Here is a 22,660-nt window from a genome sequence, read left to right as displayed (position 1 = left end):
GGCTATGCGACGTATTGCGGTAATGGGTGCAGCAGGGCGGATGGGCAAGATCCTCGTCGAGGCTGTGCAGCAACAGGCGCCAAGCGCCGGCCTCACGGCCGCCATCGACAAGCCCGACAGCTCGCTGGTCGGCGCTGACGCTGGCGAGTTGGCGGCCCTGGGCCGGATCGGCGTGACCATCTCGGGTGACCTGGCCAAGGTTGCCGATGAGTTCGACGTGCTGATCGACTTCACGCACCCGTCGGTGACCCTGAAGAACCTGGCGTTCTGCCGCAAGGCGGGCAAGGCCATGGTCATTGGTACGACTGGGTTCTCGGCAGAAGAGAAACTGCTGCTGGCCGAAGCCGGTAAAGACATCCCGATCGTGTTTGCCGCCAACTTCAGTGTTGGCGTCAACCTGTGCCTGAAGCTGCTCGACATCGCTGCCCGGGTGATGGGTGACGAGGTCGACATCGAGATCAGCGAAGCGCATCACCGGCACAAGGTCGATGCACCGTCGGGTACCGCGCTGCGCATGGGTGAAGTGGTTGCTCAGGCGCTCGGTCGTGATCTGCAGGAAGTGGCGGTGTATGGCCGTGAAGGCCAGACCGGCGCGCGTGATCGCAAGACCATTGGTTTTGCTACCGTGCGGGCGGGTGACATCGTGGGTGATCACACGGTGCTGTTTGCCGCTGATGGCGAGCGCGTCGAGATCACCCACAAGGCCTCGAGCCGCATGACCTTCGCCAAGGGCGCGGTGCGTGCAGCGTTGTGGCTGGACGGGCGTGAGCCAGGTTTGTACGACATGCAGGATGTGCTCGAACTGCACTGATCAGTAAGGTCGGCGGCGTCTGCTTCGCGGGTAAACCCGCTCCCACTGCGATCCCTGTGGGAGCGGGTTTACCCGCGAAGGGTCCAACTCGGAATTGAAGTGCCTGTCGCATTGGTGTGCATTTTCGACACATGCGCGGTAGACCAAAATCATCAATTTCTGTAAGCTACAGCTTTAGTGTGTTCACTAAAAGCGCGCAGAGATATTCAGCACATGAAGCGGGGTGACGTGTCCATACGTCACTCCGCTTTTTTGCAACCTGCGATCGCCCTTTCAGGCTTTATTTACGGGAGGTCTTCTTGACTAAGCCAGCCATACTCGCCCTTGCTGATGGCAGCATTTTTCGCGGTGAAGCCATCGGTGCCGACGGCCAGACTGTTGGAGAGGTGGTGTTCAACACCGCTATGACCGGCTACCAGGAAATCCTTACAGACCCTTCCTACGCCCAGCAAATCGTTACCCTGACTTACCCGCACATCGGTAACACCGGCACCAACCCGGGCGACGCAGAATCCGACCGCGTCTGGTCGGCTGGCCTGGTCATCCGTGACCTGCCGCTGGTTGCCAGCAACTGGCGCAAGACCCAGTCGCTGTCCGAGTACCTGAAAGAGCACAACGTGGTTGCCATCGCTGGCATCGACACCCGTCGCCTGACCCGCATCCTGCGTGAGAAGGGCGCTCAGAACGGCTGCATCCTGGCCGGTGACAACATCAGCGAAGAAGCCGCCATCGCAGCTGCCCGCGGCTTCCCGGGCCTGAAGGGCATGGACCTGGCCAAGGAAGTTTCCACCAAAGCGCGTTACGAGTGGCGCTCCAGCGTGTGGGACCTGAAAACCAACGACCATGCCGAAATCGCCGCTGCCGACCTGCCTTACCACGTGGTCGCCTTCGACTACGGCGTCAAGCTGAACATCCTGCGCATGCTGGTTGCGCGTGGCTGCCGGGTGACCGTGGTGCCTGCGCAAACGCCGGCCAGCGAAGTCCTCGCGCTCAATCCGGACGGCGTGTTCCTGTCCAACGGCCCAGGCGATCCTGAGCCATGCGACTACGCCATCCAGGCGATCAAGGAAGTGCTCGAGACCGAGATTCCGGTGTTCGGCATCTGCCTCGGCCACCAGCTGCTGGCCCTGGCCTCCGGCGCCAAGACGGTGAAAATGGGTCACGGCCACCACGGTGCCAACCACCCAGTGCAAGACCTCGACACCGGCGTTGTCATGATCACCAGCCAGAACCACGGTTTTGCTGTTGACGAAGCGACCCTGCCAGGCAACGTGCGGGCGATCCACAAGTCGCTGTTCGACGGTACCCTGCAGGGCATCGAGCGCACCGACAAGAGCGCCTTCAGCTTCCAGGGTCACCCTGAGGCAAGCCCAGGCCCGACTGACGTCGCGCCGCTGTTCGATCGTTTCATCGATGCCATGGCCAAGCGCCGCTGAGCATTCGCCATCCAGGCCCCGGACCAGCCCTGGCTGCGTCCGGCAGCGCCTGACCTGAGCATGTTCAAGCCGGCTTGCCGACTGACCCGCGGATTTGAGTGAGCACCCAATGCCAAAACGTACAGACATTAAAAGCATCCTGATTCTCGGCGCTGGCCCGATCGTTATCGGCCAGGCCTGCGAATTCGACTACTCCGGCGCCCAGGCGTGTAAAGCGCTGCGCGAGGAAGGCTATCGCGTCATTCTGGTGAACTCCAACCCAGCCACCATCATGACCGACCCGGCCATGGCCGACGCCACCTACATCGAGCCGATCAAGTGGCAGACCGTTGCCAAGATCATCGAGACCGAGCGTCCGGACGCGCTGCTGCCAACCATGGGCGGCCAGACCGCTCTGAACTGCGCCCTGGATCTGGAGCGCGAAGGCGTTCTGGAAAAGTTCGGTGTAGAGATGATCGGTGCCAACGCCGACACCATCGACAAGGCTGAAGACCGCTCGCGTTTCGACAAGGCCATGAAGGCCATCGGCCTTGAGTGCCCGCGTTCGGGTATCGCCCACAGCATGGACGAAGCCAACGCAGTGCTCGAGAAGCTCGGCTTCCCGTGCATCATTCGCCCGTCGTTCACCATGGGCGGCACTGGCGGCGGCATCGCCTACAACCGTGAAGAGTTCGAAGAAATCTGCGCTCGCGGCCTCGACCTGTCGCCGACCAAAGAGCTGCTGATCGACGAATCGCTGATCGGCTGGAAAGAGTACGAGATGGAAGTTGTCCGCGACAAAAAGGACAACTGCATCATCGTTTGCTCGATCGAAAACTTCGATCCGATGGGCGTGCACACCGGTGACTCGATCACCGTGGCGCCAGCACAGACCCTGACCGACAAGGAATACCAGATCATGCGCAACGCCTCGCTGGCGGTGCTGCGTGAAATTGGTGTCGAAACCGGCGGTTCCAACGTTCAGTTCGGTATCTGCCCGGACACCGGCCGTATGGTCGTGATCGAGATGAATCCACGGGTTTCCCGCTCCTCGGCGCTGGCCTCGAAAGCCACCGGCTTCCCGATCGCCAAGATCGCCGCCAAGCTGGCTGTCGGTTACACCCTCGACGAGCTGACCAACGACATCACTGGCGGCCGTACCCCAGCGTCGTTCGAACCGTCGATCGACTACGTCGTGACCAAGCTGCCGCGCTTTGCCTTCGAGAAATTCCCGAAAGCCGACGCCCGCCTGACCACGCAGATGAAGTCGGTCGGTGAAGTCATGGCCATCGGCCGGACCTTCCAGGAATCCCTGCAGAAAGCCCTGCGCGGCCTGGAAGTCGGCGCGTGCGGCCTCGACCCGAAAGTCGACCTGAGCAGCCCTGAAGCCGCCAGCATCCTCAAGCGCGAGCTGACCGTGCCAGGCGCCGAGCGTATCTGGTACGTCGCCGACGCCATGCGCTCGGGCATGACCTGCGACGAAATCTTCGCCCTGACCGGTATCGACCACTGGTTCCTGGTGCAGATGGAAGACCTGATCAAGGACGAAGAGAGGGTCAAGACCCTGGCCCTGTCGGCCATCGACAAAGACCTGATGCTGCGCCTCAAGCGCAAGGGCTTCTCCGACCAGCGCCTGGCTGTACTGCTGGGTGTTACCGACAAGACCCTGCGTCGCCACCGCCACAAGCTGGAAGTGTTCCCGGTGTACAAGCGCGTTGACACCTGCGCCGCCGAGTTCGCCACCGACACCGCCTACCTGTACTCGACCTACGAGGAAGAGTGCGAGGCCAACCCGTCGACCCGCGACAAGATCATGATCCTCGGTGGCGGCCCGAACCGTATCGGCCAAGGCATCGAGTTCGACTACTGCTGCGTACACGCAGCCCTGGCGCTGCGTGAAGACGGGTACGAGACCATCATGGTCAACTGCAACCCGGAAACCGTCTCCACCGACTACGACACCTCCGACCGCCTGTACTTCGAGCCGCTGACCCTGGAAGACGTGCTGGAAGTGTGCCGCGTCGAGAAGCCAAAAGGCGTGATCGTCCACTACGGTGGCCAGACTCCGCTGAAACTGGCTCGCGCTCTGGAAGAAGCCGGCGTGCCGATCATCGGTACCAGCCCTGACGCCATCGACCGCGCCGAAGACCGTGAGCGCTTCCAGCAGATGGTGCAGCGCCTGAACCTGCTGCAGCCGCCTAACGCTACCGTGCGCAGCGAAGAAGAAGCGATCCGCGCTGCCGGCGTGATCGGTTACCCGCTGGTGGTGCGTCCTTCGTACGTGCTCGGCGGCCGCGCCATGGAAATCGTCTACGAACTGGACGAGCTCAAGCGCTACCTGCGTGAAGCTGTGCAAGTTTCCAACGACAGCCCGGTGCTGCTCGACCACTTCCTCAACTGCGCCATCGAGATGGACGTGGATGCGGTCTGCGACGGCACCGACGTGGTCATCGGCGCGATCATGCAGCACATCGAACAGGCCGGCGTTCACTCCGGTGACTCGGCGTGCTCGCTGCCACCGTACTCGCTGCCGGCTCATGTGCAGGACGAAGTGCGCGAGCAGGTCAAGAAGATGGCACTGGAACTGGGCGTGGTTGGCCTGATGAACGTGCAGCTGGCCCTGCAGGGCGACAAGATCTACGTGATCGAAGTCAACCCGCGCGCCTCGCGTACCGTACCGTTCGTGTCCAAGTGCATCGGCACCTCGCTGGCGATGATTGCCGCCCGCGTCATGGCCGGCAAGACCCTCAAGGAAATCGGCTTCACCAAGGAAATCATTCCTAACTTCCATAGCGTCAAGGAAGCCGTGTTCCCGTTCGCCAAGTTCCCAGGGGTTGACCCGATCCTCGGCCCTGAGATGAAATCCACCGGTGAAGTCATGGGTGTCGGCGACAGCTTCGGTGAAGCCTTCGCCAAGGCCCAGATGGGGGCCAGCGAAGTACTGCCAACCGGCGGCACTGCGTTCATCAGCGTACGTGACGACGACAAGCCACAAGTGGCTGGCGTTGCCCGCGACCTGATCAACCTCGGCTTTGAGCTGGTTGCCACCGTTGGCACCGCCAAGCTCATCGAAGCCGCTGGCCTGAAAGTACGTCGCGTGAACAAAGTGACCGAAGGTCGCCCGCACGTGGTCGACATGATCAAGAACGACGAAGTGTCGCTGATCATCAACACCACCGAAGGCCGCCAGTCGATCGCCGATTCCTACTCGATTCGTCGCAATGCGCTGCAGCACAAGATTTACTGCACCACTACCATTGCGGCCGGTGAAGCCATCTGTGAAGCGCTGAAGTTCGGCCCTGAAAAGACCGTGCGGCGCTTGCAGGATCTGCATGCAGGACTCAAAGCATGAGCATTACCAAATACCCGATGACCGTCCAGGGCGCGCGCGCCCTGGAAGAAGAGCATCTGTTTCTGAGCAAGACCGAGCGTCCGCGCCTGAGCCAAGCGATTGGTGAAGCGCGCGAGCTGGGCGACCTCAAGGAAAACGCCGAGTACCATGCCGCCCGTGAGGAGCAGGGCATGGTCGAGGCGCGTATCCGCGACATCGAAGGCCGTCTGCAAAACGCCGTGGTGATCGACGTGACGACCATCCCGCATACGGGCAAGGTCATTTTCGGCACCACCGTCGAGCTGGCCAACACCGAAACCGACGAACGCGTGACGTATCAGATCGTTGGTGAAGATGAAGCCAACGTGAAACTCGGCAAGCTCTCGGTCGGTGCACCTATCGCTCGCGCCATCATCGCCAAGGAAGAAGGCGATACTGTCGTGATCAAGACGCCTAGCGGCACGGTCGAGTACGAGATTGTCGAAGTCAAACACATCTGATCGGCGCCTGCGGGCGCCTTCCCTCGAGGGGATTCTCTGGCAGCTGTCCCAGGTTTTCTGGGTCGGCGGCCTGTGGGTATTCCATGTAGGGCTGGTGCCCGCACTCAAGGTCACCGGGCTTGCGCCGTTGCTGGTGCAGGACGTCGCAACGCAGATCGACCGTTGGTTGGTCGGCGTGGCCTGGTTGGGTTTGATGGTGCAGCTGGCGGTGCTGGCGAGGGTCGATGGCCTGCCGGCCTGGTGGCGGCAGTTTCGCGGGCAGATGTTGTTGCTCGGCTTTGCTGCCTGCGTCAGCTATTACACGCTACGCTACGGTATATCCGTAGGTGAGCGCTGGCAGATGTTCTGCTTTTTGGTATTGGGCTTTTCCGGCATCGTGCTGGTAGCCCAGCCCGTCCCGGTCAGGGCGCGCCAGGCGCGCCGCTGAGCGGAGCCACCGTCACTTGTTGCGGTGGATGTTCGAGAGTTGCTTGTTTGGCTGTGGGTTCTTGCGGTAGATCAGCGCTTTTTTGCCGATGGTCTGCACCAGTTCAGCACGGCCAGCCTTGCACAGCCCGGCGATCGCGGCTTTGCGTTCTTCGCGATCTTCCGAGCGAATTTCGACTTTGATCAGCTCATGGTCAGCCAGAGCACGATCCAGTTCAGCGATCACGCCTTCATTAAGACCGTTGCCGGCGACAATCAGGACCGGCTTGAGGTCGTGACCAATAGACTTGTACTGCTTCTTCTGCTCGTTGTTGAGCGGCATAATCTGACCCTTTTCGTCTGATTCTGTAAAATTGGAAGCCATTTTACCCGAGCGCCCGTGGCTGCGCCCAGTCAATCACGAAGCTATTCATCGAGGTGCCCCTTGGTACAGCGTTCCAAAAGCAGCCAGAACTGGCTGACAGAGCATTTCAACGATCCTTTCGTCAAACAGGCGCAGAAGGACGGCTACCGCTCGCGTGCGAGCTACAAACTGCTGGAGATCCAGGAAAAGGACCGTTTGATCCGTCCTGGCATGAGCGTGATCGACCTCGGCGCGGCGCCAGGTGGCTGGTCGCAGGTGACCAGTCGTCTGATTGGTGGCAAGGGCCGCCTGATCGCGTCCGACATTCTCGAGATGGACTCGATCCCGGATGTCACCTTCATTCACGGCGATTTTACCGAGGATTCGGTACTGCAGAGCATTCTTGCCGCGGTAGGTGATTCGCATGTGGACCTTGTGATTTCCGATATGGCCCCCAACATGAGTGGTACGCCTGAGGTAGACATGCCCAAAGCCATGTTCCTCTGCGAATTGGCGCTTGATCTGAGCACCCGGGTGTTGCGCCCAGGCGGAGATTTCGTGATCAAGATCTTCCAGGGTGAAGGTTTTGATGTGTTCCTCAAAGACGTGCGTCGCAAATTCGACAAGGTACAGATGCGCAAGCCGAGCTCGTCCCGAGATCGCTCCCGTGAGCAATACATGGTGGCTAAAGGCTTCAAAGGGGCGTGAGATAGCGGCTTGAGCAGCTGCCGATAGGTAAATCCAATCAGCCGCTGCGTCAGGATCGTCCGAACTTCGTGTAGTCTGGTTTCACAAAGGGTTACAGACGGTGCCTGCGGTTGCGCAGGTAATGTAGTAAGTTAGGGCGATGAATATCATGCGAGGCACGGCTGCGTCGTTGCGCCGGCCTCAGAGGGTAGCTAATTGAACGACATGGCAAAGAATCTGATCCTGTGGTTGATCATCGCTGCCGTCCTTGTGACGGTGATGAACAACTTCTCCAGCCCGAACGAGCCGCAAACCCTCAACTATTCTGACTTCATTCAGCAGGTCAAGGACGGTAAGGTCGAGCGCGTCACCGTCGACGGCGCCATCATTACCGGCAAACGCTCTGACGGCGACACCTTCAAGACCGTGCGTCCGGCCATCGCCGACAACGGCCTGATCGGTGACCTGGTCAACAACAACGTGGTTGTTGAAGGCAAGCAGCCTGAGCAGCAAAGCATCTGGACTCAACTGCTGGTTGCCAGCTTCCCGATCCTGGTGATCATCGCGGTGTTCATGTTCTTCATGCGCCAGATGCAGGGCGGTGCCGGCGGCAAGGGCGGGCCGATGAGCTTTGGCAAGAGCAAGGCGCGGCTGTTGTCAGAAGATCAGGTCAAAACCACCTTGGCTGACGTCGCCGGTTGCGACGAGGCCAAGGAAGAAGTCGGCGAGCTGGTCGAGTTCCTGCGCGATCCGGGCAAGTTCCAGCGCCTGGGCGGCCGTATCCCGCGTGGCGTGCTGATGGTAGGCCCACCAGGTACCGGTAAAACCCTGCTGGCCAAGGCCATTGCCGGCGAAGCCAAGGTGCCGTTCTTCACCATTTCCGGTTCCGACTTTGTCGAAATGTTCGTGGGTGTCGGTGCAAGCCGCGTTCGCGACATGTTCGAACAAGCTAAAAAGCACGCGCCGTGCATCATCTTCATCGACGAAATCGATGCCGTCGGTCGCCACCGTGGCGCCGGCATGGGTGGTGGTCACGACGAGCGTGAGCAGACCCTCAACCAGTTGCTGGTCGAGATGGACGGCTTTGAAGGCAACGATGGCATCATCGTCATTGCTGCAACCAACCGCCCTGACGTGCTTGACCCGGCGCTGCTGCGTCCTGGTCGTTTTGACCGTCAGGTTGTGGTGGGTCTGCCGGACATCCGTGGCCGTGAGCAGATCCTCAAGGTGCACATGCGCAAAGCGCCGATTGGCGACAACGTCAATGCCGGTGTGATCGCCCGTGGGACTCCAGGCTTCTCCGGTGCCGACCTGGCCAACCTGGTCAACGAAGCCGCGCTGTTTGCCGCACGTTCGAGCAAGCGCGTCATCGAGATGAAAGAATTCGAGCTGGCCAAAGACAAGATCATGATGGGCGCCGAGCGCAAAACCATGGTCATGTCCGAGAAAGAGAAGCGCAACACGGCCTTCCACGAAGCCGGTCACGCCATCGTTGGTCGCGTCGTGCCTGAGCATGACCCGGTCTACAAGGTCTCGATCATTCCGCGTGGCCGTGCCCTGGGTGTGACCATGTTCCTCCCTGAGGAAGACCGTTACAGCCTGTCCAAGCGTGCCCTGATCAGCCAGATCTGCTCGCTGTACGGCGGCCGTATCGCCGAGGAGATGACCCTGGGCTTCGATGGCGTCACCACCGGTGCCTCCAACGACATCATGCGTGCCAGCCAGATCGCTCGTAACATGGTTACCAAGTGGGGCCTGTCGGAAAAACTCGGCCCGCTGATGTACGCCGAAGAAGACGGCGAAGTGTTCCTCGGTCGCAGTGCCGGTGCACAGCAGACCAGCGTTTCCGGCGAAACCGCCAAGCTGATCGACTCTGAAGTGCGCAGCATCATCGACCACTGCTACGCCACGGCCAAGCAGATCCTCACCGATAATCGCGACAAGCTCGACGCCATGGCCGAGGCCTTGATGAAGTACGAAACCATCGATGCCGATCAGATCGACGACATCATGAATGGCCGTACTCCGCGTGAACCTCGTGATTGGGATAACAACGATACCGGTCCATCGGGTACGTCGGCCTCCCAGGATGATCGTCCGGAGTCGCCGATCGGCGGTCCAGCGGCTCAAATCTAAGGTTTATCATGACCTCACAGCTGTACCCGACCCGGTTGCCTTGCGGCAACCGGGTTCTTGATTTGTCGCATACCCATGTCATGGGTATCCTCAATGTCACCCCTGATTCGTTCTCCGATGGCGGTCGCTTCAGCCAGCGCGACGAGGCCCTGCGTCATGCAGAAGCCATGGTCGCCGCCGGCGCAAGCCTGATCGACATCGGTGGCGAGTCGACTCGTCCGGGTGCCCGTGCGGTATCGGTTACCGAAGAGCTCGAGCGCGTTGCGCCCATGGTCGAGGCAATCAGCAGCCGCCTCGATGTGGTGATCTCGGTCGATACCTCAACGCCCGCAGTGATGCGTGAGTCAGCCAGGCTTGGGGCCGGGCTGATCAACGATGTGCGCGCGTTGGAGCGTGACGGGGCCCTCGATGCCGCCGCCGCGACCGGCCTGCCGGTGTGTCTGATGCACATGCGCGGCGACCCGGACAACATGCAGAACAACCCGCATTACGACGACGTGACCGTCGACGTGACGCGTTACCTTGAGCAGCGTATGGCCGCCTGTGCCGCGGCTGGAATCAGTGCCGAGCGCATCGTGCTCGACCCCGGTTTCGGTTTCGCCAAGACGCTGGATCACAACCTCAGCCTGTTCAAGCACATGGAAGCGCTCTATCGCCTGGGGCGGCCGTTACTGGTCGGTGTCTCGCGCAAGAGCATGATCGGCCTGGCCTTGAATCGCCCGGTCGGTGAGCGCTTGTATGGCAGCCTGGCCCTGGCCGCGCTGGCCATGACCAAGGGTGCAAGCATCCTGCGTGTGCATGATGTGGCTGAGACCGTCGACGTGGTGCGCATGATCGCTGCCGTGCAAAACGCCGAATAAGAACATTGGAGTTCCTATGAGCAAAAAATACTTTGGTACCGATGGTATCCGCGGTCGCGTTGGCGTCGCTCCGATTACTCCTGACTTCATGCTCAAGCTTGGCTGGGCGGCCGGCATGGCCTTCCGCAAGCAGGGCGCCTGCCGCGTGCTGGTGGGCAAGGACACGCGGATTTCCGGTTACATGTTCGAGTCTGCGCTGGAGGCCGGGTTGTCTGCGGCCGGCGCCGATGTGATGCTGCTCGGACCGATGCCGACTCCGGCCATCGCCTACCTGACCCGCACCTTCCACGCCGAGGCGGGGATCGTCATCAGTGCTTCGCACAATCCGCACGACGACAACGGCATCAAGTTCTTCTCCGGCCAGGGCACCAAGCTGCCTGACGAAGTTGAGCTGATGATCGAAGAGCTGCTCGATCAGCCGATGCAGGTAGTCGAGTCGAGCAAGCTGGGCAAGGTTTCGCGCATCAACGACGCTGCCGGTCGCTACATCGAATTCTGCAAGAGCAGCGTGCCCAGCAGCACCAGTTTCGAAGGCCTCAAGCTGGTCATCGACTGCGCCCACGGTGCCACCTACAAAGTCGCGCCAAGCGTGTTCCGTGAGCTGGGGGCGGATGTCACCGTGCTGCATGCCGAGCCGAACGGGCTCAACATCAACCTCAACTGCGGCTCGACGCACATCGAGTCGCTGCAGGCGGCGGTGCTGGTCGGTCATGCCGATCTTGGCATTGCCTTCGATGGTGACGGCGACCGCGTGCTGATGGTCGACCACACCGGGGCCATCGTCGATGGCGACGAGCTGCTGTTCATCATTGCCAGAGACCTGCAGGAGCGTAACAAGCTGCAGGGCGGGGTGGTCGGTACCCTGATGAGCAACCTCGGTCTGGAGCTGGCCCTCAAGGACCTGGACATCCCGTTCGTGCGGGCCAAGGTCGGTGACCGTTACGTGATGGCCGAGCTGACCGAGCGCGACTGGCTGATCGGCGGGGAAAACTCCGGTCACGTGGTGTGCTGCAACCACACCAGCACTGGCGACGCGATCATCGCAGCGCTGCAGGTACTGATGGCGCTCAAGCGCCGGGGCGAGAACCTGGCGCAAACCCGTCAGGCCCTGCGCAAGTGCCCACAGGTGTTGATCAACGTGCGCTTTGCTGCTGGCCAGGCCGACCCGCTGGAGCACCCGACAGTGATCGAAGCCAGTGCCAAGGCGACCGAGGCGATGGCCGGTCGTGGCCGTGTGTTACTGCGCAAGTCCGGCACCGAGCCGCTGGTGCGGGTAATGGTCGAAGGTGATGACGAAAGTCAGGTCCGCGGCCATGCCGAAGCCTTGGCCAAGGTGGTTGCTGAAGTTTGTGCTTGAAAGGCTCTTGCCAGCGCAGATCTGGTTGGGTAAGATCTGCGCCCACTTTGACCGACGAGGTAAAGCATGCGTCGCCCCATGGTAGCTGGTAACTGGAAGATGCATGGTACCCGCGCTAGCGTCGCTGAGCTGACCGAAGGCCTGGGCAATTTGTCCCTGCCAGCCGGTGTCGAAGTTGCGGTATTTCCACCCGCGCTGTTTGTCACTGAGGTGATTAACGGCCTGCAGGGTAAAGGGATTACCGTAGGTGCACAGAATTCTGCTATACAGCCTGAGCAAGGCGCGCTGACCGGCGAAGTTGCACCGAGTCAGTGGGCTGAAGTCGGTTGCAAGTTGGTGTTGATTGGTCACTCGGAGCGTCGTCAGATCATTGGCGAAGCAGATGAAGTGCTCAATCGCAAGTTTGCAGCGGCACAGGCTGGTGGTTTAACGCCAGTGCTCTGTGTAGGGGAAACCCTCGAGGAGCGTGAAGCGGGCAAGACGCTTGAAGTTGTTGGGCGTCAACTAAGCAGTATCATCGACGCGTGCGGTGTTAAGGCTTTGGCCAATGCGGTAATTGCTTATGAGCCTGTTTGGGCGATTGGCACAGGTTTGACGGCCACGCCGCAACAAGCTCAGGATGTGCACGCTGCCATCCGCGCTCAATTGCAGGTGCTGGACGCGGAAGTTGCTGATAATATGCGACTTCTCTACGGCGGTAGCGTGAAAGCGGCCAATGCGGCCGAACTGTTCGGCATGCCGGACATCGATGGGGGGCTCATTGGTGGAGCTTCCCTGAACGCAGACGAATTCGGTGCAATTTGTCGCGCCGCAGGACACTGATCAAATGATTGAAACCGTCGTAGTTGTTTTTCATCTGTTGGCTGCGCTGTCGTTGGTAGCGTTGGTCTTGTTGCAACAAGGTAAGGGTGCAGAAGCAGGAGCATCTTTCGGCGCAGGGGCCTCAAACACTGTGTTCGGAAGCCAGGGCTCGGCAACCTTCCTAAGTAAATTCACTGCTGTACTCGCTGCCACTTTCTTTTTAACTGCACTTGGGTTAGGATACTTCGCAAAGGAGAAGGCTCACGAGCTGACTCAAGCAGGTTTGCCAAATCCAGCAGTATTGGAAGTTCAGCAGCCTAAGCCGGCAGTTAATGATGATGTACCGGTGCTCCAGGAACAGAAGAGCAACACTGCCCCAGCGGGTGATGTAGTTCCTCCAACCGAAGAGCAGAAGTAACGGGTTTCAAATTGTAGTATTGCCGAGGTGGTGGAATTGGTAGACACGCAACCTTGAGGTGGTTGTGCCCATAGGGTGTAGGGGTTCGAGTCCCCTTCTCGGTACCAATTGAAGCAAGAGAGCCCGCTTTAGCGGGCTTTCTTGTCGGTGGAAGTCTGATTGACCCCGCCAGGGGTTCAGTCTTATACTTTCGCCCCAGCTTTGTCGCGGGGTGGAGCAGCTTGGTAGCTCGTCGGGCTCATAACCCGAAGGTCGTTGGTTCAAATCCAGCCCCCGCAACCAGTTTTGAGCGGAGCCCCTTTTCAGGGGCTTTTTGCTAGCCGAACAGTTTTGGCGTCGTTGTCCAACGGCGCTTTCAGGGATGGGCGCTTCGCCCATTTTTTATTTGCACAGCATGCACGAGGGGGTTCAGGTGTCGAGCAAGCTAGAACAGTTGCAGGCCTTGTTGGCCCCGGTTGTCGAGGGTCTGGGCTATCAATGCTGGGGGGTGGAATTCATCGCCCAGGGCAAGCATTCGGTCTTGCGTGTCTATATCGACAAGGAAGGCGGCGTGCTGGTGGATGACTGCGCAATTGTCAGTCGTCAGGTCAGCGGCGTTCTCGATGTCGAAGACCCAATCACTTCCGAATATACCCTCGAGGTGTCCTCTCCTGGCATGGAACGCCCACTGTTCACGCTTGAACAGTATGCCTCGCATGCCGGCGAACAAGTGAAGATCAAGCTGCGTTCACCCTTCGAGGGGCGTCGCAACTTCCAGGGCCTTCTCCGCGGCGTGGAGGAACAGGATGTGATCGTCCAGGTCGATGATCAAGAGTTCCTGCTACCGATCGACTCGATCGAAAAGGCCAATATTATTCCCAGTTTTGACTGAGACGTGCCGGGCCCGGTGACTAGACCGGACCCAATGGCTTGCGCAAGGCGAGGCGTACGATGAGCAAAGAAGTACTGCTGGTTGTTGAATCGGTATCCAACGAGAAGGGCGTCCCACCGGGCGTGATCTTCGAAGCGCTGGAAGTGGCTCTGGCCACTGCAACCAAAAAACGTTTTGAAGACGAAGTCGACCTGCGTGTGGAAATCAACCGCCACACCGGTAACTACGAGACCTTCCGTCGCTGGACCGTGGTCGATGAGCAGGATCTTGATGATCCGGCGATCGAAACCTGGCTGGACAAGATCCACGAGACCCACCCTGAAGCCAAGGTTGGTGACGTGATCGAGGAGAAGATCGACTCGATCGAGTTCGGTCGTATCGCCGCTCAGACCGCCAAGCAGGTCATCGTGCAGAAAGTCCGCGAGGCCGAGCGCGCCCAGGTGGTCGACGCTTACCGCGAACGCGTGGGCGAGATCATCTCTGGCACCGTCAAGAAGGTCACCCGCGACAACGTTATCGTCGACCTGGGCAACAATGCTGAAGCATTGCTGGCTCGTGAAGACATCATTCCACGCGAGACCTTCCGTGTCGGTGTGCGCTTGCGCGCACTGTTGAAGGAAATCCGCACCGAGAACCGCGGTCCGCAGCTGATCCTGTCGCGCACTGCGCCACAGATGCTGATCGAACTGTTCACTATCGAAGTGCCGGAAATTGCCGAAGGCCTCATCGAGGTCATGGCCGCTTCCCGTGACCCGGGTTCGCGCGCCAAGATCGCCGTTCGCTCCAAGGACAAGCGCATCGACCCGCAAGGTGCCTGTATCGGCATGCGCGGTTCGCGTGTGCAGGCGGTGTCCGGCGAGTTGGGCGGTGAGCGTGTGGATATCGTCCTCTGGGACGAGAACCCAGCGCAGTTCGTCATCAACGCTATGTCGCCGGCTGAAGTCGCGGCGATCATCGTCGATGAAGATGCCCACGCCATGGACATCGCTGTTGGCGAGGACAACCTGGCCCAGGCCATCGGTCGTGGTGGTCAGAACGTTCGTCTGGCAAGCCAGCTTACCGGCTGGACCCTGAACGTGATGACCGAGAAGGACATCCAGGCCAAGCAGCAAGCCGAGACTGGCGATATCCTGCGCAACTTTGTCGACGAGCTGGAAGTCGATGAAGAACTGGCCCAGGTGCTGGTCGACGAAGGCTTCACCAGCCTGGAAGAAATTGCCTACGTACCGTTGGAAGAAATGCTCAACATCGATGGCTTTGACGAGGATATCGTCAACGAGCTTCGCGCTCGTGCCAAGGACCGCCTGTTGACCAAAGCCATCGCTACCGAGGAAAAACTGGCAGACGCCCATCCGGCCGAAGACCTGCTCTCTCTTGAGGGTATGGACAATGACCTGGCGGTTGAACTGGCGGTGCGCGGCGTGGTTACCCGCGAAGACCTGGCCGAGCAGTCGATTGACGACCTGCTCGACATCGACGGCATCGACCAAGAGCGTGCCGGCAAGTTGATCATGGCCGCCCGAGCCCACTGGTTCGAGTAATTAGGCGCGGCCTGAGGAGAGAAGTGCATGACGCAAGTCACGGTGAAAGAATTGGCCCAAGAGGTCGCTGCACCGGTTGAGCGCCTGCTGCAGCAGATGCGTGAGGCGGGTTTGCCGCACACCGACGCCGGTCAGGTAGTGACCGACAATGAGAAGCAGGCTTTGCTGACTCATCTGAAGAGCAGCCACAAGGCTAAAGCGGAAGAGCCGCGCAAGATTACCTTGCAGCGCAAAACCACTAGCACCCTGCGTGTAGCCGGTAGCAAGAGCATCAGCGTAGAAGTACGCAAGAAGAAAGTTTTCGTTCAGCGCAGCCCGGAAGAAATCCAGGCTGAGCAGGCGCGTGAGCTGGAAGAGCGTCGCGTGGCTGAAAACGCCGCACGCGAAAAAGCCAACATCGATTCGCGTCAGCGTATCGCCGAGCGTGACGCCCCGCAGGGTGCTGTTGCGAGCAAGCCTGAGCCTGTTGCCGCCGCTGCTCCTGCAGCCGCTGCACCGGCACCGGCAGCTGCGCCGCAAGAGCCTCTGACCGAGGAAGCAGCGGTTCGCGCCGCCGAGCGCAAGAAAGAAGAAGTGCGCCGCACCGAAGACCGTGCCCGCAACGAAGACCGTCGCGGGCGTGGCGAAGCGCCGCGCGTGTCGGTCAAGGTCAAGGTCAAAGAGAAAGAAAAGACCCCGACTCCGCGTGCTGCTCCGCGTACCACCGAAGAAGAAAGCGATGGCTTCCGTCGCGGTGGCCGTGGCAAGGGCAAACTGAAGAAGCGCAATCAGCATGGCTTCCAGAGCCCTACCGGCCCGGTTATCCGTGCCGTGAGCATCGGCGAGACCATCACCGTCTCCGAGCTGGCCAACCAGATGTCCGTCAAAGGCGCTGAAGTGGTCAAGTTCATGTTCAAGATGGGTACTCCGGTCACCATCAACCAGGTCCTCGACCAGGAAACTGCACAGCTGGTAGCTGAAGAGCTGGGCCACAAGGTCACGCTGGTCAGCGACACCGCGCTGGAAGATTCCCTGGCCGAATCGCTGAAGTTCGAAGGTGAAGTTACCTCGCGTGCTCCGGTCGTGACCGTAATGGGCCACGTCGACCACGGTAAAACCTCGCTGCTCGACTACATCCGTCGTGCCAAGGTTGCTGCTGGCGAAGCCGGTGGTATCACCCAGCACATCGGTGCCTACCACGTCGAAACCGACCGTGGCATGGTCACCTTCCTCGACACCCCTGGTCACGCCGCGTTTACTCAGATGCGTGCCCGTGGTGCCAAGGCGACCGACATCGTCATCCTGGTGGTGGCGGCGGACGACGGCGTGATGCCGCAGACCCGTGAAGCTGTTCAGCATGCGAAAGCCGCTGGCGTGCCACTGGTTGTTGCAGTGAACAAGATCGACAAGCCAGGCGCTGACCTCGACCGCATTCGTAACGAACTGTCGGTAGAAGGCGTGACCTCCGAGGACTGGGGTGGCGACACTCCATTCGTCAAGGTTTCGGCGAAGATGGGTACCGGCGTCGACGAACTGCTTGAAGCCGTTCTGTTGCAGGCCGAGATCCTCGAGCTGTCGGCTACCCCAACCGCGCCTGGTCGTGGTGTGGTTGTCGAATCGCGTCTGGACAAGGGCCGCGGCCCGGTCGCTACCATCCTGGTTCAGGACGGTACGCTGCGTCAGGGCGACATGGTCCTGGTCGGCTCCAACTATGGCCGCGTGCGTGCCATGCTTGACGAGAACGGCAAGCCAGTCAAAGAAGCCGGCCCATCGATCCCGGTCGAGATCCTCGGCCTCGATGGCACTCCGGAAGCCGGTGACGAGCTGTCGGTAGTTGGCGACGAGAAGAAAGCCCGCGAAGTTGCCCTGTTCCGTCAAGGCAAATACCGCGAGGTCAAGCTGGCCCGTGCTCACGCCGGCAAGCTGGAAAACATCTTCGAGACCATGGGTCAGGAAGAGAAGAAGACCCTCAACATCGTCCTCAAGACCGATGTTCGTGGCTCCCTGGAAGCACTGCAGGGTTCGCTCGGCGGTCTGGGCAACGACGAGGTGCAGGTCCGTGTGATTGGTGGCGGTGTCGGTGGTATCACCGAGAGCGATGCCAACCTGGCCCTGGCGTCCAACGCGGTGCTGTTCGGCTTCAACGTGCGGGCCGATGCCGGCGCGCGCAAGATCGTCGAGCAGGAAGGTCTGGATATGCGTTACTACAACGTGATCTACGACATCATCGAAGACGTCAAGAAAGCCCTGACCGGCATGCTCGGCAGTGATGTTCGCGAGAACATCCTGGGCGTTGCAGAAGTACGTGATGTGTTCCGTTCGCCGAAGTTCGGCGCCGTCGCTGGCTGTATGGTCATCGAAGGTACCGTGTACCGCAACCGTCCGATCCGCGTTCTGCGCGAAGACGTTGTGATCTTCGAAGGCGAGCTGGAATCGCTGCGTCGCTTCAAGGACGACGCTGCCGAAGTTCGTGCCGGCATGGAGTGCGGTATTGGCGTCAAGAGCTACAACGACGTCAAGGTCGGCGACAAGATCGAAGTCTTCGAGAAAGTCCAGGTGGCTCGTACCCTGTAAGGGTCGAGCTGGCAGATGCCCCGCCCCAGGGCGGTTGGCAACGCCTCTGCAGGTAGCGCCCGGTCAGGCTTCACGCCTGGCCGGGCGTTTGCCGCTTTAAGTTACAGGTAGCAACGAATGGCAAAAGAATACAGCCGTACCCAACGCATTGGCGATCAGATGCAGCGCGAGCTTGCCGAGCTGATCCGCCGTGAAGTGAAAGATCCACGCGTCGGCCTGGTGACCATCACCGCCGTCGACGTCAGCCGCGACGTTGGCCATGCCAAGGTGTTCATCACCGTCATGGGCCAGGAAGAGGAACCTGATGCGGTCAAGCAGTCGGTCAAGGCGTTGAACAACGCTGCGAGCTTCCTGCGTCTGCACCTGGGCCGCTCGATGCAGCTGCGCAGCGTGCCGCAACTGCACTTCCATTACGATGAGAGCGTCAGCCGCGGGGTTCACCTGTCGGCACTGATCGAGCGTGCCGTGGCAGAAGACCGCCAGCACCAGGATCCCGTCGAGCCGGACACCAAGGAGTAATCGGTGGCCCAGGTCAAACGAATCCGCCGCGACGTCAGCGGCATCATCCTGCTCGACAAACCATTGGGGTTTACCTCCAACGCAGCGTTGCAAAAGGTCCGCTGGTTGCTCAATGCCGAGAAGGCCGGTCACACCGGCAGCCTCGACCCACTGGCCAGTGGCGTGCTGCCGCTGTGCTTTGGCGAAGCGACCAAGTTTTCGCAGTACCTGCTCGATTCCGACAAGGGCTACGAAACCGTCATGCAGATGGGGCAGACCACCACTACGGCAGACGCCGAAGGTGAGGTCCTGCAGACCCGTGAGGTGACCGTTGGTCGCGCCGACATCGAGGCAGCCCTGCCTCAATTTCGCGGCCCGATCAGCCAGATACCGCCGATGTACTCGGCCCTCAAGCGTGATGGCCAGCCCTTGTACAAACTGGCCCGTGCGGGAGAGGTAGTGGAGCGCGAGGCGCGTTCTGTTACTATTAACCGCTTGGAGCTGCTCGAGTGCGAAGGCACCCGTGCGCGTCTGACGGTAAATTGCACCAAAGGCACCTATATTCGCACCCTGGTGGAGGATATCGGTGAAGTGTTGGGCTGTGGCGCTTATGTTGCCGAGCTGCGTCGGACCCAGGCTGGGCCCTTCGAGCTGGCACAGACAGTGACGCTCGAAGAGCTCGAGCAAGCCCACGCCGACGGTGGCAACGAAGCGCTCGATCGCTTCCTGATGCCGTCCGACAGCGGTCTGCTCGACTGGCCTGTGGTGCAGTTGTCAGAGCACAGCTCGTTCTACTGGCTGCATGGCCAGGCAGTACGTGCACCGGATGCGCCGCAATTCGGCATGGTCCGGGTGCAGGATCACAATGGTCGCTTCATCGGTATCGGTGAAGTGAGCGAAGACGGGCGCGTTGCGCCACGTCGCTTGATTCGGTCGGAATGACCGATACTTGCGTTGCCGGCATGAGCCGACAGCGCAAGACACGAGGGTGGCTGTCAGTAGGCACGGTCACAGCTCTTTTATTAATACAGGGTTCGTCCCTGGCCTATTGGACCCCGCTTGCGGGATCCGTTTAACTGGAGATGCCAAATGGCCCTCAGCGTTGAAGAAAAAGCACAAATCGTTACCGACTACCAGCAAGCCGTCGGCGACACCGGTAGCCCAGAAGTGCAGGTTGCACTGCTGACTGCCAACATCAACAAACTGCAAGGTCACTTCAAGATCAACGGTAAAGACCACCACTCGCGTCGTGGCCTGATCCGTATGGTTAACCAGCGTCGTAAGCTGCTGGACTACCTGAAGGGCAAAGACACCACCCGTTACAGCACCCTGATCGGTCGTCTGGGCCTGCGTCGCTAATAGCGGCCTGGCTAGTGGTGGGCGTGGCGGGTCGCAAGCTTTGGCAGCGCTGCTTCAGCGTTGCCGACGGGCACGTCATGCGTATCTTCGAGGTTGGCAGCCTGGTCTTGCCGAGCGGTTTATCCGCCCGGTAACCAGGCTCCCAGCCTCGAGTTGTATCTGGACGGTCAATGGGGCCGATTCCCCGTTCTGCCCAAGAATTCGCAAGAAACCAGTTCCCCCAGAGCCATTGAAAAGGTAGGAAACCGTGAACCCGGTAATCAAGAAATTCCAGTTCGGTCAATCGACCGTTACCCTCGAAACGGGCCGCATTGCCCGTCAGGCCACCGGCGCAGTCCTGGTCACCGTCGATAACGATGTCACCGTGCTGGTGACCGTGGTCGGTGCCAAGCACGCAGACCCAAGCAAAGGCTTCTTCCCGCTGTCCGTGCACTACCAGGAAAAAACCTACGCCGCTGGCAAGATCCCTGGTGGTTTCTTCAAGCGTGAAGGCCGTCCTTCCGAGAAAGAGACGCTGACCTCGCGCCTGATCGACCGTCCGATCCGTCCGCTGTTCCCAGAAGGCTTCATGAACGAAGTGCAGGTTGTCTGCACCGTCGTGTCGACCAGCAAGAAAACCGATCCGGACATCGCTGCGATGATCGGTACTTCGGCTGCCCTGGCAATCTCCGGCATCCCGTTCGAAGGCCCGATCGGCGCCGCCCGTGTTGCCTTCCATGAAAGCACCGGCTACCTGCTGAACCCAACCTACGAGCAACTGGCTGCCTCGAGCCTGGACATGGTCGTAGCCGGTACCGACAGCGCTGTGCTGATGGTTGAATCGGAAGCCAAAGAGCTGACCGAAGACCAGATGCTGGGCGCCGTACTGTTCGCCCACGACGAATTCCAGTCGGTCATCCAGGCTGTCAAAGAGCTGGCTGCCGAAGCTGCCAAGCCGACCTGGGACTGGAAACCAGCCGTTGCCAACACCGAGCTGTTCAACGCCATCCGCGCTGAATTCGGCGAAGGCATCTCGCAGGGCTACACCATCACCGTCAAGGCCGACCGCTATGCGCGTCTGGGCGAGCTGCGTGATCAGGCGATCGCCAAGTTCTCCGGTGAAGAAGGCCAGCCTTCGGCTTCCGTGGTCAAAGAAATCTTTGGCGAAATCGAATACCGCACCGTGCGCGAAAACATCGTCAACGGCAAGCCACGTATCGACGGTCGCGACACCAAGACTGTACGCCCGCTGAACATCGAAGTCGGCGTTCTGCCGAAGACCCACGGTTCGGCACTGTTCACCCGTGGCGAAACCCAGGCCCTGGTCGTTGCGACCCTGGGTACTGCGCGTGATGCTCAGCTGCTCGACACCCTCGAAGGCGAGAAGAAAGACCCGTTCATGCTGCACTACAACTTCCCACCGTTCTCGGTAGGTGAGTGTGGTCGTATGGGTGGTGCTGGCCGTCGCGAAATCGGTCACGGCCGTCTGGCCCGTCGTTCGGTTCAGGCCATGCTGCCTGCTGCTGACGTGTTCCCGTACACCATCCGTGTGGTATCGGAAATCACCGAGTCGAACGGTTCGAGCTCGATGGCGTCGGTCTGCGGTGCTTCCCTGGCCCTGATGGACGCTGGTGTGCCGATGAAGGCGCCAGTTGCCGGTATCGCCATGGGCCTGGTCAAGGAAGGCGACAAGTTCGCCATCCTCACCGACATCCTCGGTGACGAAGACCATCTCGGCGACATGGACTTCAAGGTAGCCGGTACCGCCAAAGGTGTTACCGCGCTGCAGATGGACATCAAGATCAACGGCATCACCGAAGAGATCATGGAAATCGCCCTGGGCCAGGCCCTGGAAGCGCGCCTGAACATCCTCGGCCAGATGAACCAGATCATTGGTACTTCGCGTACCGAGCTGTCGGCCAACGCGCCGACCATGATCGCCATGAAGATCGACACCGACAAGATCCGTGACGTTATCGGTAAAGGCGGCGCGACCATCCGTGGTATCTGTGAAGAGACCAAGGCTTCGATCGATATCGAAGACGACGGCTCGATCAAGATCTTCGGCGAAACCAAAGAAGCCGCTGAAGCAGCTCGCCAGCGCGTCCTGGGTATCACTGCCGAGGCCGAGATCGGCAAGATCTACGTCGGCAAGGTTGAACGCATCGTCGACTTCGGCGCATTCGTCAACATCCTGCCTGGCAAAGACGGCCTGGTGCACATCTCGATGCTCAGCAATGAGCGCGTAGAGAAGGTCACCGACGTGCTGAAAGAAGGCGAAGAGGTTGAAGTACTGGTACTGGACGTGGACAACCGCGGCCGTATCAAGCTGTCGATCAAAGACGTTGCGGCAGCCAAGGCTTCCGGCGTTTAAGCCAGCTGTAGTGGTATGAAATAAACCCTTCGGGGTTGCGCTGATGTTCAGCGCATAGGGGCCGCTGTGCGGCCCATTGCGATCTTGGGTCGCGATGGGTCACACAGCGGCCTTTTTTATTTGTCAAACACTGCCCCGTGTAGGAGCGGCCTTGTGTCGCGAAAGGGCTGCGTAGCGGCCCTACAATTTAGGCAACGCCGCAGAATTGCCGGGGGCGCTGCGCACCCCTTTCGCGACACAAGGCCGCTCCTACATTTTCCGCGCCCATTTCGAGATGGCGAAAACTCTGGGGTACATGCATCTTGCATGCAGGATTTTGCTCCGGCTTGCAAAATGCACGAGAGAGTGGATTTCAGAAAATTGATAAGTTACTGATTTATATTGGTTTTATGGCCTTTGA

At 60.1% G+C, this 22,660-nt stretch carries 19 protein-coding genes and 2 tRNA genes; 20 read left to right on the top strand and 1 reads right to left on the bottom strand.

The window, feature by feature from the left end; translation table 11 throughout:
* The first annotated feature begins 4 nt into the window (after positions 1-4).
* From dapB to ACIOAU_RS20280, 5 genes are all read left to right on the top strand, one after another.
* Positions 5-811 (top strand): 4-hydroxy-tetrahydrodipicolinate reductase, encoded by an 807-nt coding sequence (gene dapB, locus ACIOAU_RS20300; protein WP_150571317.1) that lies wholly within the window; start codon positions 5-7, stop codon positions 809-811.
* Positions 812-1,110: 299 nt separating this feature from the next.
* Positions 1,111-2,247 (top strand): glutamine-hydrolyzing carbamoyl-phosphate synthase small subunit, encoded by a 1,137-nt coding sequence (gene carA / locus ACIOAU_RS20295; protein WP_101322166.1) that lies wholly within the window; start codon positions 1,111-1,113, stop codon positions 2,245-2,247.
* Between the two features lie 109 nt (positions 2,248-2,356).
* On the top strand, positions 2,357-5,578 hold the full coding sequence (gene carB / locus ACIOAU_RS20290) for a carbamoyl-phosphate synthase large subunit (RefSeq protein WP_259078863.1): 3,222 nt from the start codon (positions 2,357-2,359) through the stop codon (positions 5,576-5,578).
* Positions 5,575-6,057, top strand: a complete 483-nt coding sequence (greA, locus tag ACIOAU_RS20285; RefSeq protein ID WP_178080796.1) for a transcription elongation factor GreA — start codon at positions 5,575-5,577, stop codon at positions 6,055-6,057. The genes carB and greA overlap by 4 nt, the downstream gene beginning before the upstream one ends.
* Positions 6,035-6,484, top strand: a complete 450-nt coding sequence (locus ACIOAU_RS20280) for an MFS transporter (RefSeq protein ID WP_101322164.1) — start codon at positions 6,035-6,037, stop codon at positions 6,482-6,484. The genes greA and ACIOAU_RS20280 overlap by 23 nt, the downstream gene beginning before the upstream one ends.
* A gap of 12 nt (positions 6,485-6,496) precedes the next feature.
* Here ACIOAU_RS20280 and yhbY read toward each other — a convergent pair whose 3' ends face one another.
* The gene (gene yhbY / locus ACIOAU_RS20275; RefSeq protein WP_101322163.1) at positions 6,497-6,805 is read right to left on the bottom strand and encodes a ribosome assembly RNA-binding protein YhbY; all 309 of its coding nucleotides are present in this window, start codon (positions 6,803-6,805) and stop codon (positions 6,497-6,499) included.
* A 102-nt stretch (positions 6,806-6,907) separates the two neighbouring features.
* Between yhbY and rlmE the strand changes: the two genes are divergently transcribed.
* The 15 genes from rlmE to pnp all read left to right on the top strand — a co-directional run bounded on the left by rlmE (position 6,908) and on the right by pnp (position 22,260).
* The gene (gene rlmE / locus ACIOAU_RS20270) at positions 6,908-7,534 is read left to right on the top strand and encodes a 23S rRNA (uridine(2552)-2'-O)-methyltransferase RlmE (protein ID WP_101322162.1); all 627 of its coding nucleotides are present in this window, start codon (positions 6,908-6,910) and stop codon (positions 7,532-7,534) included.
* A 204-nt stretch (positions 7,535-7,738) separates the two neighbouring features.
* Positions 7,739-9,649 (top strand): ATP-dependent zinc metalloprotease FtsH, encoded by a 1,911-nt coding sequence (ftsH, locus tag ACIOAU_RS20265; RefSeq protein ID WP_150572261.1) that lies wholly within the window; start codon positions 7,739-7,741, stop codon positions 9,647-9,649.
* An 8-nt stretch (positions 9,650-9,657) separates the two neighbouring features.
* Positions 9,658-10,509, top strand: coding sequence for a dihydropteroate synthase (gene folP / locus ACIOAU_RS20260; protein WP_150572260.1), 852 nt, complete (start codon positions 9,658-9,660; stop codon positions 10,507-10,509).
* A 16-nt stretch (positions 10,510-10,525) separates the two neighbouring features.
* Complete coding sequence (gene glmM, locus ACIOAU_RS20255; RefSeq protein WP_401184215.1) at positions 10,526-11,866, top strand: phosphoglucosamine mutase; 1,341 nt, start codon at positions 10,526-10,528, stop codon at positions 11,864-11,866.
* Between the two features lie 66 nt (positions 11,867-11,932).
* The gene (gene tpiA, locus ACIOAU_RS20250; protein ID WP_401184212.1) at positions 11,933-12,688 is read left to right on the top strand and encodes a triose-phosphate isomerase; all 756 of its coding nucleotides are present in this window, start codon (positions 11,933-11,935) and stop codon (positions 12,686-12,688) included.
* A 4-nt stretch (positions 12,689-12,692) separates the two neighbouring features.
* Positions 12,693-13,085 (top strand): preprotein translocase subunit SecG, encoded by a 393-nt coding sequence (gene secG, locus ACIOAU_RS20245; RefSeq protein WP_101322157.1) that lies wholly within the window; start codon positions 12,693-12,695, stop codon positions 13,083-13,085.
* A 21-nt stretch (positions 13,086-13,106) separates the two neighbouring features.
* A tRNA-Leu gene (locus ACIOAU_RS20240) sits at positions 13,107-13,192 on the top strand.
* Between the two features lie 98 nt (positions 13,193-13,290).
* A tRNA-Met gene (locus ACIOAU_RS20235) sits at positions 13,291-13,367 on the top strand.
* Positions 13,368-13,497: 130 nt separating this feature from the next.
* The gene (rimP, locus tag ACIOAU_RS20230) at positions 13,498-13,956 is read left to right on the top strand and encodes a ribosome maturation factor RimP (protein WP_150571338.1); all 459 of its coding nucleotides are present in this window, start codon (positions 13,498-13,500) and stop codon (positions 13,954-13,956) included.
* 59 nt (positions 13,957-14,015) lie between these two features.
* Positions 14,016-15,497 (top strand): transcription termination factor NusA, encoded by a 1,482-nt coding sequence (nusA, locus tag ACIOAU_RS20225; RefSeq protein WP_101322156.1) that lies wholly within the window; start codon positions 14,016-14,018, stop codon positions 15,495-15,497.
* A 27-nt stretch (positions 15,498-15,524) separates the two neighbouring features.
* Positions 15,525-18,050 carry a translation initiation factor IF-2 gene (infB, locus tag ACIOAU_RS20220; protein WP_101322155.1) on the top strand — a complete coding sequence of 842 codons (2,526 nt, stop codon included), beginning with the start codon at positions 15,525-15,527 and terminating at the stop codon, positions 18,048-18,050.
* Between the two features lie 117 nt (positions 18,051-18,167).
* Complete coding sequence (rbfA, locus tag ACIOAU_RS20215; protein WP_101322154.1) at positions 18,168-18,569, top strand: 30S ribosome-binding factor RbfA; 402 nt, start codon at positions 18,168-18,170, stop codon at positions 18,567-18,569.
* A gap of 3 nt (positions 18,570-18,572) precedes the next feature.
* The gene (truB, locus tag ACIOAU_RS20210) at positions 18,573-19,490 is read left to right on the top strand and encodes a tRNA pseudouridine(55) synthase TruB (RefSeq protein WP_101322153.1); all 918 of its coding nucleotides are present in this window, start codon (positions 18,573-18,575) and stop codon (positions 19,488-19,490) included.
* A gap of 147 nt (positions 19,491-19,637) precedes the next feature.
* The gene (gene rpsO / locus ACIOAU_RS20205) at positions 19,638-19,907 is read left to right on the top strand and encodes a 30S ribosomal protein S15 (protein WP_101322152.1); all 270 of its coding nucleotides are present in this window, start codon (positions 19,638-19,640) and stop codon (positions 19,905-19,907) included.
* Positions 19,908-20,154: 247 nt separating this feature from the next.
* Positions 20,155-22,260, top strand: a complete 2,106-nt coding sequence (gene pnp / locus ACIOAU_RS20200) for a polyribonucleotide nucleotidyltransferase (protein ID WP_101322151.1) — start codon at positions 20,155-20,157, stop codon at positions 22,258-22,260.
* Positions 22,261-22,660 lie beyond the last annotated feature (400 nt).

This window comes from Pseudomonas sp. NPDC088322 (assembly GCF_044740745.1).
In the GTDB taxonomy this organism is placed as follows: Bacteria; Pseudomonadota; Gammaproteobacteria; order Pseudomonadales; family Pseudomonadaceae; genus Aquipseudomonas; species Aquipseudomonas shirazensis.
This window is presented reverse-complemented; position numbering and strand designations above follow the sequence as displayed.